This is a genomic window from Tersicoccus mangrovi, assembly GCF_036881825.1.
Classification (GTDB): Bacteria; Actinomycetota; Actinomycetes; order Actinomycetales; family Micrococcaceae; genus Tersicoccus; species Tersicoccus mangrovi.
Genome location: NZ_JBAJMW010000002.1, coordinates 1 through 19,232, shown reverse-complemented (window position 1 = coordinate 19,232; position 19,232 = coordinate 1). Strand labels below are relative to the sequence as shown.

General features: G+C 72.2%; 21 protein-coding genes. 17 read left to right on the top strand and 4 right to left on the bottom strand.

Annotated elements, in window-relative coordinates; all coding sequences use genetic code 11:
* Positions 1-38: 38 nt before the first annotated feature.
* From V6N00_RS03890 to V6N00_RS03830, 13 genes are all read left to right on the top strand, one after another.
* Entirely contained in the window at positions 39-923 is an 885-nt protein-coding gene (locus V6N00_RS03890; protein WP_334230781.1) for a DUF6282 family protein, read from the top strand.
* Positions 920-1,705 carry an HpcH/HpaI aldolase family protein gene (locus V6N00_RS03885; RefSeq protein WP_334230780.1) on the top strand — a complete coding sequence of 262 codons (786 nt, stop codon included), beginning with the start codon at positions 920-922 and terminating at the stop codon, positions 1,703-1,705. Before V6N00_RS03890 ends, V6N00_RS03885 begins: the two co-directional genes overlap by 4 nt.
* Before the next feature lie 83 nt (positions 1,706-1,788).
* Positions 1,789-2,727 (top strand): cupin domain-containing protein, encoded by a 939-nt coding sequence (locus tag V6N00_RS03880; RefSeq protein ID WP_334230779.1) that lies wholly within the window; start codon positions 1,789-1,791, stop codon positions 2,725-2,727.
* Complete coding sequence (locus V6N00_RS03875; protein WP_334230778.1) at positions 2,724-4,226, top strand: flavin-containing monooxygenase; 1,503 nt, start codon at positions 2,724-2,726, stop codon at positions 4,224-4,226. The genes V6N00_RS03880 and V6N00_RS03875 overlap by 4 nt, the downstream gene beginning before the upstream one ends.
* Positions 4,223-5,038, top strand: coding sequence for an N-acyl homoserine lactonase family protein (locus V6N00_RS03870; protein WP_334230777.1), 816 nt, complete (start codon positions 4,223-4,225; stop codon positions 5,036-5,038). The genes V6N00_RS03875 and V6N00_RS03870 overlap by 4 nt, the downstream gene beginning before the upstream one ends.
* Positions 5,035-5,910 (top strand): SDR family NAD(P)-dependent oxidoreductase, encoded by an 876-nt coding sequence (locus V6N00_RS03865; RefSeq protein ID WP_334230776.1) that lies wholly within the window; start codon positions 5,035-5,037, stop codon positions 5,908-5,910. The genes V6N00_RS03870 and V6N00_RS03865 overlap by 4 nt, the downstream gene beginning before the upstream one ends.
* Entirely contained in the window at positions 5,907-6,824 is a 918-nt protein-coding gene (locus tag V6N00_RS03860) for an NAD(P)-dependent oxidoreductase (RefSeq protein ID WP_334230775.1), read from the top strand. The genes V6N00_RS03865 and V6N00_RS03860 overlap by 4 nt, the downstream gene beginning before the upstream one ends.
* Complete coding sequence (locus V6N00_RS03855; RefSeq protein ID WP_334230774.1) at positions 6,821-7,222, top strand: cupin domain-containing protein; 402 nt, start codon at positions 6,821-6,823, stop codon at positions 7,220-7,222. The genes V6N00_RS03860 and V6N00_RS03855 overlap by 4 nt, the downstream gene beginning before the upstream one ends.
* Positions 7,219-7,620 carry a 4-carboxymuconolactone decarboxylase gene (gene pcaC, locus V6N00_RS03850; protein ID WP_334230773.1) on the top strand — a complete coding sequence of 134 codons (402 nt, stop codon included), beginning with the start codon at positions 7,219-7,221 and terminating at the stop codon, positions 7,618-7,620. Before V6N00_RS03855 ends, pcaC begins: the two co-directional genes overlap by 4 nt.
* Complete coding sequence (locus tag V6N00_RS03845) at positions 7,610-8,488, top strand: NAD(P)-dependent oxidoreductase (RefSeq protein WP_334230772.1); 879 nt, start codon at positions 7,610-7,612, stop codon at positions 8,486-8,488. Before pcaC ends, V6N00_RS03845 begins: the two co-directional genes overlap by 11 nt.
* 41 nt (positions 8,489-8,529) lie before the next feature.
* Complete coding sequence (locus tag V6N00_RS03840) at positions 8,530-9,183, top strand: GntR family transcriptional regulator (RefSeq protein ID WP_334230771.1); 654 nt, start codon at positions 8,530-8,532, stop codon at positions 9,181-9,183.
* A gap of 52 nt (positions 9,184-9,235) precedes the next feature.
* A complete protein-coding gene (locus V6N00_RS03835; protein WP_334230770.1) occupies positions 9,236-10,006 on the top strand; it encodes a carboxymuconolactone decarboxylase family protein in 771 nt (256 codons plus the stop codon).
* 7 nt (positions 10,007-10,013) lie between these two features.
* A complete protein-coding gene (locus V6N00_RS03830; protein WP_334230769.1) occupies positions 10,014-10,481 on the top strand; it encodes an SRPBCC family protein in 468 nt (155 codons plus the stop codon).
* Between the two features lie 7 nt (positions 10,482-10,488).
* On the opposite strand, the gene V6N00_RS03825 is transcribed toward V6N00_RS03830, so the two are convergent.
* Positions 10,489-10,911, bottom strand: coding sequence for a pyrophosphohydrolase domain-containing protein (locus V6N00_RS03825; RefSeq protein WP_334230768.1), 423 nt, complete (start codon positions 10,909-10,911; stop codon positions 10,489-10,491).
* A 35-nt stretch (positions 10,912-10,946) separates the two neighbouring features.
* Between V6N00_RS03825 and V6N00_RS03820 the strand changes: the two genes are divergently transcribed.
* The 4 genes from V6N00_RS03820 (at position 10,947) to V6N00_RS03805 (ending at position 15,700) form a co-directional block, all read left to right on the top strand.
* Entirely contained in the window at positions 10,947-12,791 is a 1,845-nt protein-coding gene (locus V6N00_RS03820; RefSeq protein WP_334230767.1) for a sugar-binding domain-containing protein, read from the top strand.
* Positions 12,792-12,898: 107 nt separating this feature from the next.
* The gene (locus tag V6N00_RS03815) at positions 12,899-13,840 is read left to right on the top strand and encodes an SDR family NAD(P)-dependent oxidoreductase (RefSeq protein WP_334230766.1); all 942 of its coding nucleotides are present in this window, start codon (positions 12,899-12,901) and stop codon (positions 13,838-13,840) included.
* A 40-nt stretch (positions 13,841-13,880) separates the two neighbouring features.
* Complete coding sequence (locus V6N00_RS03810) at positions 13,881-15,014, top strand: epoxide hydrolase family protein (RefSeq protein ID WP_334230765.1); 1,134 nt, start codon at positions 13,881-13,883, stop codon at positions 15,012-15,014.
* A 233-nt stretch (positions 15,015-15,247) separates the two neighbouring features.
* Positions 15,248-15,700 carry a nucleoside deaminase gene (locus tag V6N00_RS03805; protein ID WP_334230764.1) on the top strand — a complete coding sequence of 151 codons (453 nt, stop codon included), beginning with the start codon at positions 15,248-15,250 and terminating at the stop codon, positions 15,698-15,700.
* 7 nt (positions 15,701-15,707) lie between these two features.
* Here the strand turns inward: V6N00_RS03805 and V6N00_RS03800 are convergent, their stop codons facing one another.
* The 3 genes from V6N00_RS03800 to V6N00_RS03790 all read right to left on the bottom strand — a co-directional run bounded on the left by V6N00_RS03800 (position 15,708) and on the right by V6N00_RS03790 (position 18,977).
* Complete coding sequence (locus V6N00_RS03800) at positions 15,708-17,009, bottom strand: NAD(P)-binding domain-containing protein (protein WP_334230763.1); 1,302 nt, start codon at positions 17,007-17,009, stop codon at positions 15,708-15,710.
* A 66-nt stretch (positions 17,010-17,075) separates the two neighbouring features.
* A complete protein-coding gene (locus V6N00_RS03795) occupies positions 17,076-18,545 on the bottom strand; it encodes an amino acid permease (RefSeq protein ID WP_334230762.1) in 1,470 nt (489 codons plus the stop codon).
* Between the two features lie 138 nt (positions 18,546-18,683).
* Positions 18,684-18,977, bottom strand: coding sequence for a hypothetical protein (locus tag V6N00_RS03790; RefSeq protein WP_334230761.1), 294 nt, complete (start codon positions 18,975-18,977; stop codon positions 18,684-18,686).
* Positions 18,978-19,232: the final 255 nt, after the last annotated feature.

Here is a 19,232-nt window from a genome sequence, read left to right as displayed (position 1 = left end):
TGCTGTCCGATGACCTGCCACCGAAAGGACCACCGATCATGACCGTTGTGGACGAGCTGCTCGACGGAGCCGTCGACCTGCACTGCCACTCGGGCCCCTCCCCGATGCCCCGCCGCATCACCCACGTCGAGGCGGCGCGGCAGGCCGCCGACGCCGGCTTCCGCGCCATCGTGGTCAAGTGCCACTACCACGACACCGTCACCGACGTGCTGGCGATGCAGCCCCTGCTCGAGGACCTGCCCATCGAGGTGTACGGCGGCATCGCGATGAACAGCGTCAACGGGGGCCTCAACCCGTGGGCCGTGGACCGGTCGCTGAAGATGGGCGGCAAGGTGATCTGGTTCCCCACGATCTCCTCGCACATCCACCTCGAGCACTCCGCGCACCACGCCGAGACCCAGTCCCACTTCCAGCCGCTCGGCATGATGCAGAGCGCGGAGGTCTCGGTGTTCGACGCGGACGGCGGCGTGCGGCCGGAGGTCCGGCAGATCGTGGAGCAGGCGAAGGCCGAGGGCGCGCTGGTCTCCACCGGCCACCTCGACGCCCGATCCGCCCTGGCCGTCGTCCGTACCGCGCACGACGTCGGCCACGACCGGGTGATCATCAGCCACCCGGACTACGTCTCGGACATCGACCGGAGCCGGCTGGAGGAGATGATCGGGCTGGGCGCCGTCGTCGAGCACGAGGTGGCGATGTACCACCGCGACCACATCTTCCCCGCGGAGCAGCTCGTCGCGTGGATCCGCGCGGTCGGCGCCGAGCACACCGTGCTCGGATCGGACCTGGGACAGGTCGGCAACCCGCTGCCGGTCGAGGGCTACCGGGGGCTGCTGCCCCGGCTGCTCGACCTCGGCATCGGGGAGGACGAGATCGACCTGATGATCCGGCGCAACCCGGCCCGGCTGATCGGACTGGACGGGTGAGCGCCCTCGACCTGCCCACCCCGGGGTTCGCCCGCAGCCTCCGGGAGGCCACCCGCACCCTCGTCGGGACCTGGGTGAAGATCCCCGCGCTCGAGACCGTGGAGATCCTCGCTCTCGCCGGCTTCGACTTCGTGGTGATCGACCTCGAGCACGCGCCGCTGGACCTGCAGACCGCCTACACCGCCACGGTCGTCGCCCAGGCGCACGGCATGAGCGTGCTGGTCCGCGTCTCGGACCGATCCGGGTCGCAGCTGCAGCGCCTGCTCGACTCCGGCGTCGACGGCATCCTCGTCCCGCGGGTCGCGACGGCGGCGCAGGCGCGGGAGGCCGCCGCGGGCATGACGTTCGCCCCGCAGGGCGACCGCGGCAACGGCAGCACCTCCCGGGCCGGCCGCTGGGGCGCGATCGACCGCGACCGCTACCTGGCGCGCGGGGAGGACGTGCTGCGGGCCGTCCAGCTCGAGGACCGTGCCGCCCTGGAGGCGGTCGACGCCGTCCTGGACACCCCGCACCTGAACGGCGTGTTCCTGGGCATGGGCGACCTGCAGCTCTCCAGCGGACTGCCCGAAGCGGACCCGGCGATCCAGGCGCTCGTCGACACGCTCCTCGACCGGGCCGCGCAGCGGAACCTGCCGGTCGGCACCGCCGTGCAGACCGCCCAGCAGGTCGAGGCCACCGCGGCGCGGGGCTTCTCCTACGTCATGGTCAGCAACGACACGGGGATCCTCCGTGCCGCCGCCACCGACCTCATCAGCGACATCCACCGGCGCCTCGGCGCCTGAACCCCACCACCCCGACGCACCCCGGCCGGACCCACACCGGCCGGACCCACACCGGCCCGACCCACACCAGGAAGAGACCACCGATGCCCTACGGCTCCGCAGACCCCCGATCCCGGCTCGCCACCGCGGCGAGCTCGGACACCCCCGTCACCGACTACTCCGGGATGGAGTACGCCGAGTTCGCCGCGCTCCCACCGGCGGTCGCCGTCGACGGCCGCGAGGACTGGTACGCCCGGGGACAGAACCTCGTCGTGGGCTGGTCCCGCGTGACCGGCGAGAGCCGGTTCGAGGACCGGGATGAACCGGAGGAGTCCGTCCTGATCACGGTCGACGCGCCACTGACGGCGACCGTCGAGGCCGGTGGCGAGACCGTCGAGGTGCCCGGCGAACGGCTGGTCGTCGTGCCGCCCGGGCCCAGCCGCATCCGGGTGCAGGGCGAGGGCCGGGTCGTCCGGTTGGTGCGCACCACCGCCGAGGACCTGGTCGCCCTGGCGGTCAACCGCGACTCCTACGCGCAGCCGCACCGCAACATCCCGCCGTTCGTGCCCTGGCCGGAGCCCGTCGACGGCTACCGGATCCGCGTGTACGACCTCACCGTGCCCACCCTGCCGGGTTCCCCGTTCCGGCTCTACCGGTGCACGACGGCGATGGTCAACTGGATCGCGCCCCAGGAGGGGCCGCGGGATCCCCGCCGGCTCTCGCCGCACCACCACGACGACTTCGAGCAGTACTCGCTGGTCATCGCGGGGGACTATGTCCACCACATCCGGTGGCCCTGGACGACCGACCGGACCGTGTGGCGGGACGACGAGCACCGACGCGTCGGCTCGCCGTCGCTCGCGGTCATCCCGCCGCCGAGCGAGCACACGAGCGAGGCCGTGGACGAGGGCCACCACCGGCTCGTCGACATCTTCTCCCCGCCCCGGCTCGACTTCTCGGCGATGGAGGGCTGGGTGCTCAACGCGGCCGACTACCCCATGCCGGCCACGGCCGACGGAGCGGTCGACGGAGTGAGCGCGTGAGCCCCCGGCGTCTGCGCGTCGGCATCATCGGCGCCGGCTTCGGCGGGATGGCGCTCGCGGTCAAGCTGCAGCGACGCACGTCGGCCGACTTCACGATCTTCGAGCAGTCCGCCGGCGCGGGCGGCACATGGTTCGACAACCGGTACCCGGGGTGCGAGGTGGACATCCCCTCGCACGCGTACTCGTTCTCCTTCTACAAGAAGGACTGGCCGCGCACCCACGCCACGCAGCCCGAGCTGCTGGCCTACGCGGAGGAGATCGTCGATCACTTCGGGCTGCGGCCCCACCTGCGGCTGAACACCCGCGTCGCGGGCGTGGAGTGGGACGACGCCCGGTCGGTCTGGACCCTCACGACCGCGACCGGGGAGCAGCACGAGTTCGACTTCGTCGTCTCCGCCGTGGGACTGCTCAGCGTGCCGCGGTACCCCTCCTGGCCGGGCCTGGACCAGTTCGACGGCCCCGTCTTCCACACGTCGCGCTGGGAGCACCAGCATGACCTGCACGGCAAGCGCGTCGCCGTCGTGGGCACGGGTTCGACGGCGGCGCAGGTCGTGCCCGCCGTCGCGCCGATCGTGAAGGACCTGCTGGTCTTCCAGCGCGAACCCGGCTGGGTGGAACCGAAGTCCGAGCGGCCGTACACCCCGGCCGAGCGCTGGTTCTACCGGACCGTGCCGTTCGCGCAGCGCGTGCACCGGGCGCACCTGTTCTCCGTCGCCAACCGGCGGTTCAAGGCGAACGACGTGACCAGCGCCCGGCAGCAGCAGATGCGTCAGAAGTGCGTCGCGTTCATCAACGAGAGCGTCCACGACCCCGCGACCGCCGCCGCTCTGACCCCGCACTACCCGTGGGGGTGCAAGCGCCCGATCGTGGCGTCCACCTACTACCCGGCCTTCAACCGGGACAACGTGCACCTCGTGCCGCAGGAGGTGGTCAGCGCCACCTCGGGCGGCCTCGTCGACACCACCGGACGCGAGCACGAGGTGGACGTGATCGTCCTCAGCACCGGCTTCCAGCCGCAGGTCTTCCTCTCCTCCGTGCAGGTGCGGGGGGAGGCCGGGCGGGACCTGCACGAGACGTGGAAGGAGCGGGCCAGCGCCTACTTGGGCATCACCGTGCCGGGGTTCCCCAACTTCTTCATCCTGTACGGGCCCAACACCAACGGCGGGACGTCGATCATCGCCCAGCTCGAGCGGCAGGCCGAGGTGGTGGTGCGCGCCATCCGCCGGGCCGAGCGCAGCGGGGACCGGGTGATCGACACGGACCCGGCGGCGGAGGCCCGTTGGGTCCGGTGGATCGACGAGCAGCTGGCGACCCACGCCTCGGCCATGAACGCCGGGTGCCACAACTACTACACGGTGGCCGGCGGCGCAAACGTGACGCAGTGGCCGCGGACCCATCTGGTGTACCTCGTCGTCACGCGGCTCTTCGGCACCGCCGGCCTCCGCTTCCGGAAGCCGGCGCCGCGGCCCGTCGCCGTCCCCGAGGGGAGCCGACCGTGAGCCCGGTGTACGAGGTCACCGTCGCACGGTACGGCACCCGGGTGGGCCGCCGCAGCGAGGTCTACCTCAACTACCCGCTGTACCACGCGGACGACGCACCGATCGCCATGGACTACTTCGTCTGGGTGGTCCGAGGCGAGGGCCGGACCATCGTCGTGGACACCGGGTTCTCCGCCGCCGGCGGGCAGCACCGGGGCCGCACGATGATCGAGCACCCGGTCGACCTGCTGGCCGGTCTCGGGGTCCACCCGGAGGACGCCCCGACGGTCGTCGTCACCCACGCGCACTACGACCACATCGGCAACCTGGCCCGGTTCGACCGGTCCCCGGTGGTCATCGCCGAGGCCGAGCTGGACTTCTGGGCCGGCCGGCACGCGCAGCGGGTCCAGTTCCACCACTCGGTCGAGGACGACGAGCTGGACGCCCTGTTCGCGGCGCGCGACGCCGGCCGCGTCCACCCCTTCACCGACCGGGTGGAGGTGGCCCCGGGGGTCGACGTCCTCCGGGTCGGTGGCCACACCCCCGGCCAGTCGATCGTCCGGGTCCCCACCCGGGCCGGCACCGTGCTGCTGGCCAGCGACGCCATCCACTACGACGAGGAGTTCGATCACGACATGCCCTTCAGTTCCGTCGCCGACCTGGTGCAGATGTACAGCGGCTTCGACCGCATCCGGGCGATGCTCGATGCCGGCGAGGTCGACCACGTCGTCCCCGGCCACGACCCCGGCACCCTCGACCGGTTGCGCCCGCTCGGCCGCGCCGTGTCCGAGCACGTGCTGACGATCGGCGAGCCCGTGGCGGTGACCGCATGAGCGGCCGCTTCGACGGGCAGGTCGCCGTCGTCACCGGCGCCGGTCGCGGCCTGGGCCGGGCGTCCGCCGAACGGCTCGCCGCGGAGGGGGCGCACGTCGTCGTCGTCGACATCGACGAGGACGCCGCCACCGCCGTCGCGGCCGGGCTGCCCACCGCGTCGATCGCCGTGCGCGCGGACGTGTCCGACGAGGACGACGTCGCCCGCTACACGGCGGCAGCGGTGGACCGGTTCGGCCGCATCGACCTGCACCACCTCAACGCCGGCGTGTTCGGCACCTTCACCCCGCTGCCCGACCTCACGGTCGAGGAGTTCGACCGGGTACTGGCGATCAACGTCCGCGGCCAGTTCCTCGGGCTTCGGGCCGCCTTCGGCCGGTACGCGGCGCAGGCGAGCGGCGGTGCCGTCGTCGTCACTGCGTCCATCGCCGGGCTGACCGGCAGCGCGGACCTGCTCGCCTATCAGACGTCGAAGCACGCGGTGAACGGGCTGGTGCACGGCGCGTCCGTCTACGGCGGTCCGCTCGGCATCCGCGTGAACGCGGTGGCGCCGGGCATCGTGCCCACCGACCTGTTCGCCGCGGCTCCCACGATCGCCGGCGGCAAGACCGACATGGAGGTCCGGGCCTCCACCACCCCGCTGCGGCGCGCGGGCACGGCGGAGGAGATCGCCGCCGTGGTGGCGTTCCTGCTCAGCGAGGACGCCGCCTACGTGACCGGGCAGATCGTCTCCGCCGACGGCGGGGCGACCGTCGTGAACACCGTGCGGCCCTCGGGCGGCGCGGGCGCCTGGGACGCCGAGGCCCACGACCGTGATTTCTACGGCCGCGACGTCGCGGCGGACAGGCTTGCGGACAGGAAGGACAGGACATGAGCGAGACACGGGTCGGGTTCATCGGACTCGGCAACATGGGGGGTCGCATGACCCGGTGCCTGGTGACGGCGGGGGTCGACGTCCTCGGGTACGACGCCCGGCACGAGAGCATCACCACGTCGGGCGCCCGCGCGGCGGCGTCGACAGGAGCGCTGGTCGACGACGTCGACGTCGTGCTGCTCTCCCTCCCGGACAGCCGGGTGGTGGAAGCGGTCGTCGACGGGGACGACGGCGTGCTGCGGCACGTGAGGCCGGGCCAGGTGGTCGTCGACCTGAGTACCGCCGCGCCCGCGTCGACCCGGCGCATCCACGCCGAGCTCGCCGAACACGGCGGGGCCTACCTCGACGCCGGGATCTCAGGGGGTGCCGCGGCCGCGGAGAAGGGTGCGCTGACCCTCATGGTCGGCGGCGAGCACGACGCGCTGGAGCGGGTGCGGCCGGTGCTCGACCACCTCGCCCAGCAGATCCACCACGTCGGTCCCAGCGGCGCCGGACACACCACCAAGCTCCTCAACAATTTCCTCAACGCGATCGCCCTGTCGGCGACCGCGGAGGTGATGGTGGCGGCGAAGAAGGCCGATCTCGATCTGCAGACGGTCCTGGATGTGCTCAATGCGAGCTCCGGCGTGAATTTCGCGACCCAGAACCGCTTCCCCAGCATCATCCACGGTGACTACCTGGAGGGCGGGCTGACCAACACCCTGATGCTCAAGGACGTCACCCTCTACCTCGACCTGCTCGGCAGTCTCGGAGTGGTCAGCCTGAACGCCCCCGGCCCGGTCGCGAGCTTCGGGCTCGCTCGCGCACTCGGGTACGCCGACGCCATCAGCAACACCGTGGTCGACGCCATCGGCGACGTCTCCGGCGGCGTCCGCCTCCACGACGACGCCGTGGCCGCCGGAGGGACGGCGTGATCCGCGTCCGCCCGGCCGAGCAGGCCGGCACGGCGGGCAAGCCCGGCTCCCGGTTCACCGGGGACGCGTTCGCCTACCTGACCCTGCCGGCGACCGACGGCGTCACGATCAACACCGTGACCTTCGCCCCCGCCGCGCGGACGTACTGGCACTCCCACGAGCGCGGGCAGATCCTGCAGGTCATCGCCGGCCGAGGGCTGATCCAGACCCGTGGCGAGGAACCGCTCGTGCTGCGGCAGGGCGACACCGTGTGGATCCCGGCGGGGGAGACGCACTGGCACGGCGCCGCACCGGACTCGTCACTGACCCACACCGCCATTTCCCTCGGCGTCACCGACTGGCTGGATCCGGTCGTCGACTACCCCGGGGCCGCCCAGGCAGAGGAGACATCGTCATGACCGATCACCAGAAGACGCATCAGCAGACCTTCGAGGAGGGCCTCGCCGTCCGCCGGGAGGTGCTCGGGGCGTCCCACGTCGACGCTTCGATGCAGGCGACGAGTGATTTCGCGCGACCCATCCAGGAACTCGTCACCGAGTACTGCTGGGGAGCGGTGTGGACCCGCGACGGGCTGCCCCGCAAGACCCGCAGCCTGATCAACCTGGCGATGCTGACAGCGTTGAACAGGTCGCACGAGCTGGGCGTGCACGTGCGCGGCGCGCTGACCAACGGGGCCACGGAGGCCGAGATCCAGGAAGTGCTGCTGCAGACGGCCGTCTATGTCGGCGTGCCGGCGGCCCTGGAGTCCTTCCGGATCGCGGACGGCATCCTCCAGGAGCAGCGCGATGCCGGCTGAGGCGGCGGGAGCGCGGCCGGTCGGGTTCATCGGCCTCGGCAACATGGGGGTGCCCATGGTCGCGAACCTGGTGCGGGCCGGCCACCCGGTGGTGGCGTTCGACGTCTCGGCCGACGCCCGCGACCGCGCCGTTGCGGTAGGCGCCCGGGTCGTGCCGACGGCCCACCGGGTCGCCGAGGCGGCCGACACCGTCATCCTGATGCTGCCGAACTCGACGATCGTCACCGACGTCGTCCACGGGCTCGCCGGCGCCCTCAGCGACCGGAGCCGCCTGGTCGACATGAGCTCCTCGGAGCCGCTGCGCACCCGGGAGCTCGCCGAGGAGCTGGCGCCCGCGGGCGTCCGCCTGGTCGACGCCCCGGTCTCGGGCGGCGTCGCCGGTGCGGAGGCCGGTCGGTTGACGATCATGGCCGGCGGGGACCCGGCGGACCTCGCCGCGGTCGAGCCGGTGCTCGAGGCGCTGGGCCGCGTCGTACGGGTCGGCCCGGTCGGCGCCGGCCACGCGGTGAAGGCGCTGAACAACCTGCTCTCGGCCACGCACCTGTGGATCACCGCCGAGGCGATGACGGTCGGGGAGCGCTTCGGGCTCGACCCCGCCGTGATGCTCGAGGTGTTCAACGGCTCCAGCGGGCGCAGCGGGTCGACGGAGACGAAGTACCCGCGCTACATCCTGCCGGGCAGTTTCGACTCGGGCTTCGGCCTGCGGCTGATGCTCAAGGACATGCAGATCGCGACCCGCCTCGCGGAGCAGGTCGGGGCGCCGAGCGTGTTGGGAGAGCACGCCGTGGAGCGGTGGGACAGCGCCGCCCAGGCGCTCGACCCGAGTGCCGATCACACGCGGATCGCGGCGTGGGTGGCCGAAGGGTGAAGGCACTCGCTGATTCCTGGACGGTCAGCCCGCTCGGACGCGTGTCCGCGCCACTGCGGGAACAGGTAATCGCCGCGCTGCGGCGAGCCATCCTCGACTTCGACCTCAAACCCGGCCAGCGCCTCGTCGAGCGGGAGCTGATCGAGCGGCTGGGCGTCTCGCGCACCACGATCCGGGAGGCGCTCCGGGAACTGACCAGCGAGGGCCTCGTCACCGTCGTGCCCCATCGCGGCGCCATGGTGAGCGCACCGTCGCTCACCGACGCCGCCGACCTGTACGAGGTGCGGGCCTCGCTCGAGTCGCTCGTCACCCAGCGATTCGTCGAGCGGGCGACCGACAACGACGTCGAGCGGCTCCGCGCCACAGTCGACGATCTCGCGGCGATCTCCGACGAGAACCACGACATCCGCACGATTCTGCGGGCCAAGGACCGGTTCTACACGGTGCTCGTCGCCGGGGCCCGCAGCGCCGCCCTCCAGCAGCTGCTCGAGGGCATCCAGGCGCGCGTCCAGGTGCTCCGCGCGACCTCCCTCTCCGAGGCGGGACGGGCACCGGAGGCCGTGCGCGAGCTGAGGGCCGTGCTCGACGCGATCGCCGACCGCGACGCGGACCTGGCGGCCCGCCGGTGCGCCGAGCACGTCCGCAACGCCGCCGTCACCGCGCTGCACAGCCTGCGCGCGGCGGAGGACGCGTGAACCCGCCCGCCCACCACCCGCATCAGCCGACAGCCCAGCACGAGGAGACGACGTGGCTCTGACCGCCGACCAGCAGCACCTGAAGGACGAGTTCATTGCCGTGCGCGGCACCTGGGGGGAGTCGTGGGAGGCCATGCTCCGGCTCGACCCGGAGTTCCTCCGCGCCTACCTGGAGTTCTCCGCGGTGCCATGGCGCAAGAACCACCTGGATGCGAAGACGAAGGAGTTCCTCTACATCGCCGTCGACGCCGCGGCCACCCACCTGTACGAGCCGGGTATCCGACAGCACATCAAGGCCGCCCTCGCCCTCGGTGCGACGAGGGAGGAGATCATGGAGGTGCTCGAGTGCACGGCGACCCTCGGCATCCACGCCATGAACATCGGCGTGCCGATCCTGGTCGAGGTGCTCGAGGAGAAGGGGCTCCGTACCGGTCCCACGCCTCTGTCCGCGGACCAGGAACGGATCAAGGCCGAGTTCACACGAACCCGCGGCTACTGGCACACGTTCTGGGACGAGATGCTCGAACTCGATCCGGAGATCTTCGCCGCCTACACGGATTTCTCATCCGTCCCTTGGCGCACCGGAACTCTCGACCCGAAGGTTCGGGAGTTCGTCTATATCGCCTTCGACACCGCGGCTACGCACTTGTATGTCAAGGGCCTCAGATTGCACATCGAGAACGCGCTCGGATACGGTGCGACGGCGCAGGAGATCCTCGAGGTGATGGAGGTCGCCAGCGTCATCGGCATCCACGCCGTGACCACTGCCGCCCCGATCTTGATGGAAGAGGCCGGCGATCCCGACGATCCCGAGGAGAATTGACGCCCGCATGACCTCCGACGACTCGACCACCATCCACGTCGAGCAGACCCTGCCGCACCCCGTCGAGCGGGTGTGGGCCGCCCTGACGACGCCGTCCCAGCTGGCCGTCTGGCTGATGCCGAACGACCTCGAGCTCGTCGTCGGGCACCGGTTCACGATGCAGGGTCAGCCGATGGAGATCGTCGGCTTTTCCGGCGTCGTCGCCTCGGAGGTGCTCGAGGTCGTGCCGCAGCAGCGCCTGCGTCTCACCTGGCAGGACGCGCACAACCCCGCCTCCCTGGACAGCGTCGTCACCTTCGAGCTGACGCCCGAGGGCGAGGGTACCCGGCTCGTCGTCGAGCAGGACGGCTTCGTCCCGGACGACGAGCGGCAGCAGACCTCCCGCCGCATCATGGGCGGCGGATGGAGCGGCCACCTGCTGCGCCGACTCGCGACCCTGCTGGACGAGCAGGAGGAGAAAACGGCCCGGGCGTGAGCTCTGCTCAGAACAGCGGACGCTGGTTCGCGAGCACCCCGGCGACGTCGGGCCGGGTGTATCGCTCGGACTTGAGCACCTTGCCGTCCTCCCGCAGCAGGGGCGTTCCGTCGGCGTCGAGCTTGCTCATGTTCGACCGGTGCACCTCGCGCAGGACGGCGTCGACATCGATGCCGTACGTGTGCGCGGTGCCGTGGACGACGTAGCTGATGTCCGCCAGGGCGTCGGCGATCGCGACGACGTCGCCCGCGGCCACCGCGGCCCGGAGCTCCTCGCACTCCTCGTCCAGCAACGCCATCCGCAGGGCGGCGAGGTCGGCCGGAATCTCTGCGCTCGGTGTCGCGCGCCGCGGCAGGCCGAAGGCGTCGTGGAACTCGCCGACCAGGGCGCTGACCGGCGGTGGGGTCGGCGGGGTGGGGGATGAGGCCATGTCGTCACGGTAGTGCGACCTGCGAGGATCGGGCCATGCGTACCGACGAGTCCACCACTGAGACCGCTGCCGACGCCCGACCCAGCGCGGAGCGCCTGCATCCCCGGCCCCTGCTCACCCGGGACGCGTGGCTCGACCTCGACGGCGACTGGGAGTTCCGGGCCGACGACGAGGACCACGGCCTCGACGCCGGGTGGTGGCGGACCGATCCCGGGCGCACGGTGACCTTCGACCGCACCATCCGGGTGCCGTACCCGCCCGAGTCCGCGCTCTCCGGGATCGCCGAGGACGGGCACCGCGTCGTCTGGTACCGCCGCACCGCCGAGATCACGGCGCCGCCGGCCGGTCACCGGGTGATCCTGCACCTCGAGGCCGTCGACCATCACGCCGACGTGTGGGTCAACGGGGTGCATGTCGGCGCACACGACGGCGGGCACGTCGGCTTCGCCCTCGACATCACCCATGCCCTCGAGCCCGGCGGCACCCAGCACCTCGTGGTCCGCGCCGTCGACGACCCGCGTGCCCTCGACCAGCCCCGCGGCAAGCAGGACTGGGAACCGAGCCCGCACGTCATCTGGTACGGCCGCACGACGGGCATCTGGCGCCAGGTGTGGGCCGAGAGCGTCCCCGCGCGCCACCTCGACGCGCTGCGCTGGACGCCGGGCGCGAGGCCGGGCGAGGTGACGCTGGACGTGACCGTCACCGGCGCGCGACAGCGGGACGACCTCGACCTCGAGGCGGTCTTCACGCTCGACGGCAGCGTCCTCGCCCGCACCCGCCACGCCGTCACCGACGAGACCCTGCGGCTCCCGTTCGTCCTGGGCGACGACCGCTTGGCCACCGAACCGGACCGGCTGCTGTGGAGCCCGGACCGGCCGACCCTGATCGACGTCGAGCTGACGCTGTGGCGCGGCGATCGGGAGGTCGACCGGGCCCGTTCCTATGTCGGCCTGCGCACCGTGACGGTCGAGGACGGCCGGTTCCTGCTCAACGGCCGTCCCGCACCACTGCGGCTCGTGCTCGAGCAGGCCTACTGGCCGCAGTCGCATCTGGCGGCCCCCGACGATGACGCGCTGCGGCGGGAGGTGGAGCTGGTCAAGGCGCTCGGCTTCACCGGCATCCGCATGCACCAGACCGTCGCCGACCCGCGGTTCCTGCACTGGTGCGACCGGCTCGGCGTGCTCGTCTGGGCGGATGCGCCGGCTGCCTACCGGTTCTCCGCCCGCGCCCTGGAGCGCACCACGCACGAGTGGATGCAGGCCGTCACCCGGGACGCCGGGCACCCGTCGATCATCGCGTGGGTCGCCTTCAACGAGAGCTGGGGTGTGCCGGACGTCGCGGCCGATCGCAGCGAGGACGGACGAGCGCAGCAGGACGCGGTCCGCGGCGTCACCGGACTGCTCAAGGCCCTCGACCCGTCCCGACCGGTGATCGGCAACGACGGCTGGGAGTGGATCGCCGGCGACGTCGTCGGCGTCCACGACTACACGCACGACGGCGCGGTGCTCCGGGCGCGGTACGGCAGCCGGGAGGCGGTGGCCGCGACGGTCGCGCACGAGCGGCCCGGTGGCCGGCGACTCGTGCTGGACCCGGCGGCCGCGGACGGGCTGCCCGTCGTGCTCTCCGAGTTCGGCGGCATCGGCTTCCACACCTCGGCCGGCGACTGGGAGGGCTACGGCGCCGTGACCGACGAGGAGGCCTTCCTGACCCGGCTGCGCGACCTGGTCGGCGCCGTCCACGACTCGACCGGCCTCGCCGGTTTCTGCTGGACGCAGCTGACGGACACGCTGCAGGAGACCAACGGCCTGCTCGACGAGCATCGCCGGCCCAAGGCGGACCTCCGGCTGATCCGGGCGATCATCGCCGGTGAGGACCGCTGATTCCCGCTGTTCACTGACAACTGCCCTCCGGACGCTGTCCTGGCCCTGTCAATCCCAGGACCACGGGACGCCTTCCTGTGCCCGGCGCGGCGGCCGAGGATGGAGCCATGACCACCTCGACGAACACCGACCCGGGCACCGTGCTGATCACCGGACCCAGCGGCAGCCTCGGCGCCGCCACCACGCTGGCGATGGCGGGCAGGCCCGCGGCCACGCGACCCGACCTGATCCTCGTCGGCCGGCCGGGGAAGAGGATGTCCGACGTCGTCGTGCAGGCCCGCGCGACGGGCGCGACCGTGCACGTCATCGACGCCGACCTCTCCCGGCTCTCTGACGTTCGCGCCGCCGCGAGCGATGCGAAGCGCCTCGTCGAGAGCGGCGCGGTCCGGCCGCTGCGGGCGATCATCGCCAACGCCGGTATGACGGTCGCCGACACCCGGTCCGCCTCTGCCGACGGCTACGAACTGACCTTCGCCGTCAACCACCTCGCCCATGCCCAGCTGATCGGCGACCTGATCGGGACGATGACCGCGCCGGGCCGCGTCATCCTGCTCGGCTCCAACACGTACCACCAGAACCTGCCCCGCAAGCTGTTGGGCGTGCCACCGGCCCGGTGGCGGGACCCGATCGAGCTGGCGATGCCGGCCCCGGCCGACCAGAAGCCGTCGACGCAGGCGTCGGGCGTGGCCTACTCGAACGCGAAGCTCGCGATCCTCTACTACGCGCACGAACTGCAGCGGCGCGCACCGCAGGGCATCGGCGTCGTGGTCTACGAGCCGGGGTTCATGCCCGGCACCACCCTGTTCCGCGAGCAGCCCGCGGCGGTGCAGCGGATCGGCCGCGCCCTCGAGCGCGTTCCGGGTGTCTCCACGCCGACGGTCTCCGGTCCCGGCCTGGCGTCCATCGCGCTCGACGCGCGGTGGGCCCACCTGCGCGACGGCGCCTTCGTGGTCAAGGACCAGGTGCGGGAGGTCAAGCCCTTCGCGGTCGACGGGGCGCGGGAGGCACGGCTGTGGGAGGCGACCCGCGAGCTGCTCGACCTCGCCTGACCTGCGACGACGGCCGGCGGGCGTGGCAGAGTTGCTGCCCATGACGATCGACGTCCCCGCTGAGCAACTCGCCGACCTGCGGAGCCGGCTCCGCGCGACCCGGTGGACGGCCGCGTGGCCCGCGCCGCAGCCCGGCCACGCGTGGGACGCCGGAACGGACCCGGGCGAGTTGCGCCGGCTGGTTGACCACTGGGCCGACGGCTACGACTGGGAGGCGCAGCAGCGCCGGATCGCGGCCCTGCCGTGGCGGGAGTCGGACCTGGACGGGACACCGCTGGCGTACCTGCAGTTCGACGCCGAGGCGTCGGGACACGCGGACGCCCTGCCGATCGTGCTGGTCAACGGCTGGCCGAGCAGCGCACTCGAGATGGTCGACGTCGCGCGGCGGCTCTCGACGCCGTCGCAGTACGGGGGCGACGCGGCGGACGCGCTGACCGTCGTCGTGCCCGCCCTGCCCGGCTTCCCGTTCTCCCCGGCCCGTCCCGCGCACACCGAGCAGACCCATGACCTGCTGCACCGGCTGATGGCCGACCACGTCGGCGCCACCCGCTACGCCGCCCACGGTGGGGACCTCGGCGCCGGCATCGCCTCGCGCCTGGCCGAGGCGCACCCGGAGGCCGTCGTCGGGCTGCACCTGCTCGCCGTCGCCGGTCCCGTCGACCTCGACGCGTCGACGCTCACGCCGGCCGAGCAGGCGTATCTCGACGAGGTGGCGGCCTGGAACGACGACGAGGGCGGTTACCAGCACGAGCAGGAGTCGCGCCCGCTCACCCTCGCCGCCGGACTGTCCGACTCACCCGCCGGCCTGCTCGCGTGGCTGGTGGAGAAGTACCGCGCGTGGAGCGACTGCGGCGGCGACGTCTCGACCCGCTTCACCGACGACGACCTGCTGACCGTCGCCTCGCTCTACTGGTTCACCAACAGCATCGCCACGTCGTTCCGGCCGTACTGGGAGTTCAACAACGGCTTCACCACCCGGGTCCGCCGGGTCGACGTGCCGACCGCCGTCGCGCTGTTCCCGCACGACCTCGGCCACCCGCCGCGGGAGTGGATCGAACGCCTCTACCCCCTCGTGCGCTACACCGAGATGCCCCGCGGCGGCCACTTCGCGCCGCACGAGGAGCCCGCGCTGCTCGCCGAGGACGTCACGGCATTCCTGCGGCCGCTGCGCTGACTTCTCGAGTCCCGCAACGGCGACTCCCTCGCCGGACGGCGCCGGCTGTCGGTGCGGTCCGACTGTCATCCATCGGCGGGTGCCGGAGCTCGGCCGGCCGGCACCGGCGTCCAGCGCGAGTCGACCTCGTCGCGAGCCGGGCGTCCGTGGTGATGCGCCGCACTTCCGTGGTGATGCGCCGCGCTGACGTGGTGATGCGCCGCGCTGACGTGGGCCGCGATACGGTGACGCGCATGGCCTTCGACTACTCCCTCGACCACTTCGCCCGCGCCCGTGAGGCGGCCGCCGCGTCCCTGGCCGAGGGCGGTGTGCCCATCGGCGGCGCCCTCGTCCTCGGCGGGGAGCTGGTGGCCACCGGCCACAACCAGCGGGTCCAGCAGGGCGACCCGACCGCGCACGGCGAGATCGACTGCCTGCGCGCCGCCGGTCGCATCCGCTCCTACGCGGACGCCGTCCTGCACACGACCCTGGCCCCGTGCGCCATGTGCTCGGGCGCGATCGTCCAGTTCGGCATCCGGCGCGTCGTGGTGGGGGAGGCGACGACGTTCCCCGGCGAACTGGACTGGATGCGCTCCCGCGGCGTCGACATCGTCGTGCTCGACGACCCGGAATGCCGCGACCTCATGATCCGTTTCGCCACCGAGTACCCCGCGGTGTGGGCGGAGGACATCGGCGAGGTCGTCTGAACCGTTCTCACGCTGACAGGACACTTCGGGCCGGCGCCGGCTCCGCCCTCCCCGCGGTCTCCTCCGTCGTGGTGGCCGCCGCGTACCGCGCCGCCGCGCGAGCCGCCTTCCGCCCGGCACGGGTGGCCCCGAGCGTGGACGCCGAGGCGCCGTAGCCGACGAGGAACAGGCCGGGCTGCTTGGCCACCGTCACGCCGTCGGACCCCATGACGATTCCGCCGCCGGGCTCGCGCAGGTGCAGGCCGCTCAGGTGGCCGAGCGAGGCGCGGAAACCGGTGGCCCACAGCACGACGTCGACCGGCACCTGCCACGCGTCCGCCTGGTCCCGCGCTGCGTCGCTGGGGGCCGGGCAGCCAGGCAGGACCGGAACGCGGGCGCGCACGCCGTCGTCGATGAGCGCGTCGGCGGCGCCCTGGGAGGGGATGCCGTGCCCGTCGGGGCCCGGGCCGGCCAACACCGCACCGGTGGGGGTGAGCCGGACGAGCGGGCCGCGGCTGATCAACAGGCCCGAGCGGATCGCCGGCGGGTACATGCGGGCCAGCGGCAGCCCGGTGGCGGCGACGACCGAGTGCGGCGAGAGCCCGCGGAGGGTGCGGGCGGAGACCGACGCCTCGACGGCGCGACCCCAGCCGTCATCGAAGGGCCGGTCGGTCCATCGCGGGGCGGTCCGGGTGCTCCAGACGGTCGCGACGCCGGCGCGGTCCAGGCCGAGGACGAACTGGGCGGCCGAGGTGCCGCCGCCGACGACGAGCACGCGCCGGCCGGCGAAGTCGGAGGCCGCCGTGTAGTCGCGGGTGTGCAGTTGGCGGCCGGCGAAGGTCTCGATGCCGGGATAGTGCGGCACGTAGGGGCTGTCCCAGGTGCCGGTCGCGTTGATCACCGACCGGGTGCGCCACTGCCGGCCGTCGCGGGCGGCCACGGTGAAGACGCCGTCGGGCTGGTCCGCCTGGAGGACGGAGGCGACGGCGACCGGGCGCACGACCGGCAGGGCGAACGCGTCCTCGTAGGCACCGTAGTACCGGGCGACCACGCGGCTGGCCGGTTCGGCCGGGTCCGGGGTGCCCAAGGGCAGGCCGGGCAGGTCGTGGATGCCGTGGGCGTCGCCGAGGGTCAGGGCGTCCCACCGGTGTCGCCAAGCGCCGCCGGGCCCGTCGTTGGCGTCGAGGACGACGACGTCGTCCCACGCGCGCAGCCCGCCGCGGAGCAGATGGGCCGCAGCACTCAACCCGGCCTGACCGGCACCGATCACGACGACGGCCAGGACGTCGTCGTCGAGCTCGTCGGGGGAGGTCGCGCGGAGGTCGGTCACGCCCGGTGAAGCGGCGAGCGGCCGCCGGATATTCCGGCGGCCGCTCGTGTCAGGTGTGGGGGTCGTTCAGGCGTCCGCACGCGCGGCTTCCGTGCTCTCGGCGATCGCCGCCCGGTGCTGGGCGAGCCGGGCCTGGTGGGTCGGCCGCCGGCGCAGCACGAGCCACGCCACGCCGAGGACGACGAACCAGACCGGGGTCACCGCCAGGGCGGTGAGCGTGTCCGACTGCGTCGTCAGCGCCCAGAGGACGAAGGCGAAGAACGCGAACACCACCCAGATCATCACCCGGCCGCCCGGCATCCGGAACGTCGAGGACGTGTGCAGGCCCGCCCGGCGCCGGCGGAACACGAGGTACGAGGCGAGGATGATCGACCAGACGAACATGAAGCACACCGAGGAGACGGTGGTGACCATGTCGAACGCGGCGCCGATGTCCTTGCCCGCGTAGAGCAGCACGATGCCGCTGAGCAGCAGCACGCTCGTGAGGAACAGGGCGTTGCGGGGCACCTGGCGGCGCGAGAGCTTCGCGAACGGCGCCGGTGCGTCGCCCTCCTGCGCCAGCCCGAACACCATGCGCGACGTCGAGTAGATGCCCGAGTTCGCCGAGGACATCGCCGAGGTGAGGACGACGAGGTTGACGACGGTCGCCGCGATGCCCAGGCCCGCGAGCGAGAAGGTGGCGATGAAGGGGCTGTGCCCCGCGCGGAACTCGGTCCACGGGGTCACCGACATGAGGATGATGAGCGCGCCGACGTAGAACAGCAGCACGCGCACCGGGATGGCGTTGATCGCGCGGGGGAGCGTGACCTCGGGGTCCTTCGCCTCGGCCGCCGTCGTGCCCACGAGCTCGATGCCGACGAACGCGAACACGGCGATCTGGAAGCCGGCGACGAAGCCCATGAACTCGTTCGGGAAGAAGCCGCCGTGGCTCCACAGGTTGGTGAACGTGGCCGGGCCGGCCGCGGAGGTGAAGCCCGTGGCGATCATGACGAGACCGGTGACGATGAGGGCGACGATCGCGACGATCTTGATCAGCGCGAACCAGAACTCGGTCTCCCCGAAGGCCCGCACGGTCGGCAGGTTGAGGACGAGCAGGACGCCGATGGTCACCAGGCCCGGGATCCACAGCGGGATGCCGGGGATGAGCTCGCGGGCGTAGCCGGCGATGGCGATGACGTCGGCGATCCCGGTGACCACCCAGCAGAACCAGTACGTCCACCCGGTGAAGAAGCCGGCCCACGGCCCGAGCAGGTCCCCGGCGACGTCGCTGAACGACTTGTAGCCGGTGTTCGAGAGCAGCAGTTCACCCATCGCCCGCATGACGAAGAACAGCATGAAGCCGATGATCATGTAGACGAAGATGACGCTGGGGCCGGCCACCGAGACGGTCTTGCCCGACCCCATGAACAGGCCGGTGCCGATGGCCCCGCCGATGGCGATGAGCTGGATGTGGCGGTTGGACAGCTGGCGGGCCAGGTGGGGCTCGTGCGGCGCGCCGGAGCGCGCGGCGCGAGCCGCGTCGGTGGTGGAGACCAAGGATCAACTCTCTCGTGAACGGCGTCGTCCCGCGGCAGGACTGAACGCAGAACACAGGCGTCACCGAAGCGGTGACGCGGCCCACACACGCTATCGACCGCCGGTGACGGCGACCAAATCCGGGTGACCGGGGCGGCGTCAGGCGGCGCCGGGCGCTGCCTCGAAGCCGAGCGTCAGGGCGAGCGCGTGCGCGGAGGAGATCGGCACGAGACCGGACTCGGCGAAGCGGTCCACGGTGCCGGCCAGGTCGAGCGCCTGCCGGTGCAGGACGACCTGGTCCGTCCAGTGAGCCGCGCAGACCGGGAAGACCTCGGTGCTCGCCTGTTCGAGGCCGGTGCCGTCGTCAGGGTCGAGCAGTGCCGAAACGATGACGGCGCGATCGGTCGGGATGCCGCAGACCGTGCAGGTCGCGGCGGGCCCGTGTGCTTCCATCGCTGCTCCTCGCGGTCGATCGATCGGCTGGTGCGTGGCCGGCGGTCGAGTGGCGGTCGCCGACGGTGGTGAAGCGCCAGACTACGGCAGCCCTCCGACGAAACCGGTGGCCGGGAAATGAACGTCCGGCAATCAGCCGGGCAACGAGCACTGGGCCGGATCGGGAGAGCCTCCTACACCTAGGTGTAGGAGGTCATGACGTTGGCGACGCGGGTTGGGACGCGGGAGGCGGGTGGCTGGTCGGCGCAGGCGGTG

Coding starts and splice junctions, on each gene's coding strand:
- V6N00_RS03890 (WP_334230781.1), top strand. CDS start 39: ATGACCGTTGTGGACGAGCTGCTCGACGGAGCCGTCGACCTGCACTGC.
- V6N00_RS03880 (WP_334230779.1), top strand. CDS start 1,789: ATGCCCTACGGCTCCGCAGACCCCCGATCCCGGCTCGCCACCGCGGCG.
- V6N00_RS03865 (WP_334230776.1), top strand. CDS start 5,035: ATGAGCGGCCGCTTCGACGGGCAGGTCGCCGTCGTCACCGGCGCCGGT.
- V6N00_RS03860 (WP_334230775.1), top strand. CDS start 5,907: ATGAGCGAGACACGGGTCGGGTTCATCGGACTCGGCAACATGGGGGGT.
- pcaC (WP_334230773.1), top strand. CDS start 7,219: ATGACCGATCACCAGAAGACGCATCAGCAGACCTTCGAGGAGGGCCTC.
- V6N00_RS03845 (WP_334230772.1), top strand. CDS start 7,610: ATGCCGGCTGAGGCGGCGGGAGCGCGGCCGGTCGGGTTCATCGGCCTC.
- V6N00_RS03830 (WP_334230769.1), top strand. CDS start 10,014: ATGACCTCCGACGACTCGACCACCATCCACGTCGAGCAGACCCTGCCG.
- V6N00_RS03825 (WP_334230768.1), bottom strand. CDS start 10,911: ATGGCCTCATCCCCCACCCCGCCGACCCCACCGCCGGTCAGCGCCCTG.
- V6N00_RS03820 (WP_334230767.1), top strand. CDS start 10,947: ATGCGTACCGACGAGTCCACCACTGAGACCGCTGCCGACGCCCGACCC.
- V6N00_RS03815 (WP_334230766.1), top strand. CDS start 12,899: ATGACCACCTCGACGAACACCGACCCGGGCACCGTGCTGATCACCGGA.
- V6N00_RS03810 (WP_334230765.1), top strand. CDS start 13,881: ATGACGATCGACGTCCCCGCTGAGCAACTCGCCGACCTGCGGAGCCGG.
- V6N00_RS03805 (WP_334230764.1), top strand. CDS start 15,248: ATGGCCTTCGACTACTCCCTCGACCACTTCGCCCGCGCCCGTGAGGCG.
- V6N00_RS03790 (WP_334230761.1), bottom strand. CDS start 18,977: ATGGAAGCACACGGGCCCGCCGCGACCTGCACGGTCTGCGGCATCCCG.